The 3,472-nt window shown below is 73.3% G+C and carries 1 protein-coding gene; it reads right to left on the reverse strand.

What is annotated here, in order from left to right; translation table 11 throughout:
- The coding region (locus AB0B85_RS33535; RefSeq protein ID WP_357413786.1) for a type I polyketide synthase at window positions 1-3,472 on the reverse strand (3,472 nt) is incomplete at both ends.

A 3,472-nucleotide genomic window follows, 5' to 3' on the forward strand; every position in this document is an offset into this window, starting at 1 on the left:
AACGGACGGCCCGCCGGGCGCCCCTGCCCATACGTCGCAATCAACGCCTGCGCCTCAATCGGATCACCCAACCGCGTACCAGTGCCGTGCGCCTCTACGAGGTCGATGTCCCCGGTGGTGAGCCCGGCACCGGCCAGCGCAGACCGAATCACCCGCTGCTGCGAAGGACCGCTCGGCGCCGTCAAACCATTACTCGCGCCATCGTGATTCACCGCACTACCCCGGATCACACCCAAGATCCGACGACCATGGCGCTGCGCATCCGACAGACGCTCCAACACCAGCATGCCGACACCCTCACCCCAACCCGTCCCATCGGCAGCAGCCGCGAACGCCTTACACCGACCATCGGCCGACAAGCCCCGCTGCCGGCTGAACTCCACAAACGTCAACGGCGTCGCCATCACCGTCACACCACCAGCCAACGCCAACGAACACTCACCCCGCCGCAACGCCTGCCCCGCAAGATGCATCGCCACCAACGACGACGAACACGCCGTATCAACCGTGACCGCCGGACCCTCCAACCCGAACACGTACGACACCCGACCCGACGCGACGGAACCCGCCGTGCCCGAACCCAGATACCCCTCCAGCTCCGGCGGCACAGTGCCCACGTGCGACGCATAGTCGTGATACATCACCCCCGCGAACACACCCGTCGCACTGCCCCGCAACGACACCGGATCCACCCCAGCCCGCTCCAGCGCCTCCCACGACACCTCCAACAACAACCGCTGCTGAGGATCCATCGCCAGCGCCTCCCGCGGCCCCACCCCGAAGAACTCCGCATCAAACAAGCCCGCGTCATGCAGGAACCCGCCATGACGCGTGTACGTCGTGCCGACGTGGTCGGGGTCCGGGTCGAACAGGCGGTCGACGTCCCAGCCGCGCTCGCTGGGGAACTCGCTGATGGCGTCCCCGCCGGCGGCGACGAGCCGCCACAGGTCCTCGGGCGAGGTGATGCCGGACGGGTAGCGGCAGGCCATTCCGACGATGGCGATCGGTTCGTCGATGGCGATCACGGTGGTGGCGGCCTGCTGCTCCGCCACCCCGACCAGCTCGCCGACCAGGTACGCGGCCAGCGTGTCCGGGCGCGGGTAGTCGAATACGAGGGTGGCGGGCAGAGCCAGCCCGGTGATGGCGGCGACGCTGTTGCGCAACTCGACCGCGGTCAGCGAGTCGAAGCCGAGTTCGCCGAAGGTGCGGTCGGTGCGGACCTGGTCGGCTCCGGCGTAGCCCAGGGCGGCCGCGGCCTGCTCGGCGACGAGCCGGGCCGCGAACGCGATGCGCTCGGCGGGGGCCAGCGCGCGCAGCCGGGCCGCGAGCCCGTCCGCACCGGCGGCGGCCCGGCGCCGGGCCGGGCGCACCAGGGCGCGCAACATCGGCGGCACAGCGTCCGGGTTGAGCTGCCGTAGGTTGAGGCCCATCGGGACGAGCAGGGCCCGGTCCCCGGCCAACGAGGCGTCCAGCAGGGCGAGGCCGTCGGCCTCGCCGAGCGGCACGACACCGGTGCGCGCCAGCCGCTGCCGGTCGGCGGCCGACAGCGCGGCGGTGACGTCGCTGGTCCGGTCCCACAGGCCCCAGGCCAGGGACAGGCCGGGCAGCCCGGCGGCATGCCGGTGCGCTGCCAACCCATCGAGGAAGGTGTTCGCGGCGGCGTAGTTTGCCTGGCCCGGGTTGCCGAGGACGCCCGCGGCCGAGGAGAACAGCACGAACAGGCTCAGGTCCATGCCTGCGGTCAGCTCGTGCAGGTGCCAGGCGGCGGCTGCCTTCGGCGCCCACACCCGGTGCAGGCGTTCGGGGGTGAGGGCCGCGACGACGCCGTCGTCGACGATGCCAGCGGCGTGCACGACGCCAACGAGCGGCTGCGGTAGCGCGCCAAGAATACGGGCGAGCGCGTGGCGGTCGGCAACGTCGGCGGCGACGATGTCGACGCTGTCCGCGCCGTAGGTCCGCAGCCGGTCGGCGAGGTCGGCCGCGCCGGGTGCGTCGGGACCGCGGCGCGACAGCAACGTGAGGTGCCGGACGCCGTGCCGGATGACCAGGTGCTGGGCCACCAGCGCGCCGAGCCCGCCGGTGCCGCCGGTGACCAGCACGGTGCCGTCGGCGAGGTCGAGCCGGGCCGGATCGGGTGCTGGCAGCCGGACCACGCGCGGCGCCAGCCAGGTGCTGTCGCGCCAGGCGAGCTGCGGCTCGTCACCGGCAGGGACGGGCACATCGGCCGGCGCGTCGGCGAGCACGATCCGGCCGGGGAACTCGCCCTGGACCGAACGCACCAGGCCCCACACCGAGGCGGTCACCGGATCGACGGTGTCGCCGTCGATCGCCGCGACGCCACCCGAGGTGCGCAGCACCAGCGTCGACGCGGCGCCGGGTCCATTGAGGAAACCCTGGACGTACGCGAGCACGGCAGCGGCCGCGTCGGCCGATCCGGCCGCCGCGCCGGCGGCGAGGTCGGCCACGTCGACGACGGTCACCGGGTCGGCGCCGTCAGGTACGGGCACCGGGACCCAGTCCAGGCCGTACAACGAGCGGGACGGGTCGGCGGGCGCGTCGAGCACTGCCGGACGGGCCGTCAGCGAGCCGACGGTCGCCACGGGCTGCCCGGCCGCGTCGGTGATCGCCATGGACAGCGTGTTCGGCGCCGGGCGGGTCAGCCGCACCCGGACCGCGGTCGCGCCGGTGGCGTGCACGGCGACGTTCTGCCAGGCGAACGGCAGCACCGTCTCGCCCGTCGGGTCGGCCATGAGCAGCGCGTGCATGCACGCGTCGAGCAGGGCGGGGTGCATCGCGAACCGGTCGGCCGGGGCGCTGCCGGGCAGGGTCACCTCGGCGTACACCGCCTCGCCGTGACGCCAGGCGGCGCGTACGCACTGGAAGGCCGGGCCGTAGCCGTAGCCGCGCTCGGCCAGGTGCGCGTACCCGGTCTCGATCGGTGTGGCACCGGCGGGCGGCCATGGTCCGGGGTCTGTCGCCGCGGTGATGTCGTCCGCGCTGAGCATGCCTTCGGCGTGCAGGCGCCAGGATGCGTCGTCCTCGGTCTCCAGACGGGAGTGGACCCGGACGGGCCGGGCGTCGGTGGCGTCGGTCTCGCCGACGACGACGCGGACCAGCACCGCCGTGTCGGTCGGGATCGGCAGCGGTGCCCGCATCATCAGCTCGCGCAGCGTGGTGCAGCCCACCTCCTCGCCCGTACGCAGCGCCAACTCCACCAGCGCCGTGCCCGGCAGAAAGACCTGATCCAGCACGGTGTGGTCGGCCAGGAACGGCTGCGCGGCCAGGGAGATCCGGCCGGTGGCGACGGCACCGGTGGCGTCGGGCAGCACGATGACCGCGCCGAGCAGCGGGTGGCCGGTAGCGGCGAGTCCGGCGGTGGTGGTCACATCCCCGGCCGCGGCGGTCGGCAGCAGCCAGTAGCTTTCCCGCTGGAACGCGTAGGTGGGCAGGTCGACGTGCTCGGCGGCCGGAC

It is taken from the genome of Micromonospora sp. NPDC049044 (genome assembly GCF_040649215.1).
Taxonomy (GTDB): Bacteria; Actinomycetota; Actinomycetes; order Mycobacteriales; family Micromonosporaceae; genus Micromonospora.